The organism is Pseudomonas caricapapayae (assembly GCF_001400735.1).
Classification (GTDB): domain Bacteria; phylum Pseudomonadota; class Gammaproteobacteria; order Pseudomonadales; family Pseudomonadaceae; genus Aquipseudomonas; species Aquipseudomonas caricapapayae.
In genome coordinates this window covers 1-209 of sequence record NZ_LJPW01000102.1, presented here as the reverse complement: position 1 = coordinate 209, position 209 = coordinate 1, and the positions used below count along the sequence as shown (strand labels likewise).

1 protein-coding gene is annotated in these 209 nt (G+C 62.7%); it reads left to right on the top strand.

Annotation, left to right across the window (positions count from 1 at the left end):
- Positions 1-209: AMP-binding protein (locus ALO80_RS14455; RefSeq protein WP_144434226.1), on the top strand; the 209-nt coding region annotated here is incomplete at both ends.

Here is a 209-nt window from a genome sequence, read left to right as displayed (position 1 = left end):
CAGGACAGCGCTATCGGTTTACTGCTGACCCAGCGCGCCTTGCTGCAACGCCTGCCGGTGCCGCCGCAGGTGCAAAGCATTTGCCTGGATCAGGACACCGACTGGCTGGCAGCCTGCAACACCGCCAACCCGGTCAACCTCAGTCATCCACAGAATCTGGCTTACGTGATCTACACCTCGGGTTCAACCGGCAAGCCCAAGGGCGCGGG